General features: G+C 50.1%; 1 protein-coding gene. It reads left to right on the forward strand.

Features of this window, described 5'->3' with window-relative positions; genetic code table 11:
• Positions 1–475: hypothetical protein (locus LRP50_RS25490; protein ID WP_274167188.1), on the forward strand; the 475-nt coding region annotated here is incomplete at both ends.

A 475-nucleotide genomic window follows, 5' to 3' on the forward strand; every position in this document is an offset into this window, starting at 1 on the left:
TACGGACAAAACCCTTGGTAGCAGCCTGGTGCTCAGCCCCGTGCCCGTGCACACCAATATTCCCCCCTTAAACACTCACGATATTTTGGTCAAAAAAACCGACAGTTACATTGAAGTGGGTGGCGCTGGTGGCATGATTTTCCAAACCCAGCAAATGTGGTTACTGTTCTTGATGAGCCTCGGTATCCCTGTCTGGCTGCTTTGGAGTGATGGAGGCGTAATGGGGTTTATCGATGCCTTATACCGAGAGCAGAAAATCAATGGCGTTTGGGTCGATGTCTTAGATCCCATGCAGGTATTTGGGGGTTTAGGGTTATTTTTTCTCCCCATGCTGGCACTGTGGTTCATACTGTACAAAGTACATCGTCACGCCCGAAAAATGCTAACCCAAACCCTGCCCGTGCGTTTTCACCGCCAGCGGCGGGAAGTCATGTTTTCTCGCTGGAACAACGAGAAAAAATGCACCGAGTACCGC

Origin of the sequence: Enterovibrio gelatinilyticus, assembly GCF_028683095.1 — a bacterium.
In the GTDB taxonomy this organism is placed as follows: Bacteria; Pseudomonadota; Gammaproteobacteria; order Enterobacterales; family Vibrionaceae; genus Enterovibrio; species Enterovibrio gelatinilyticus.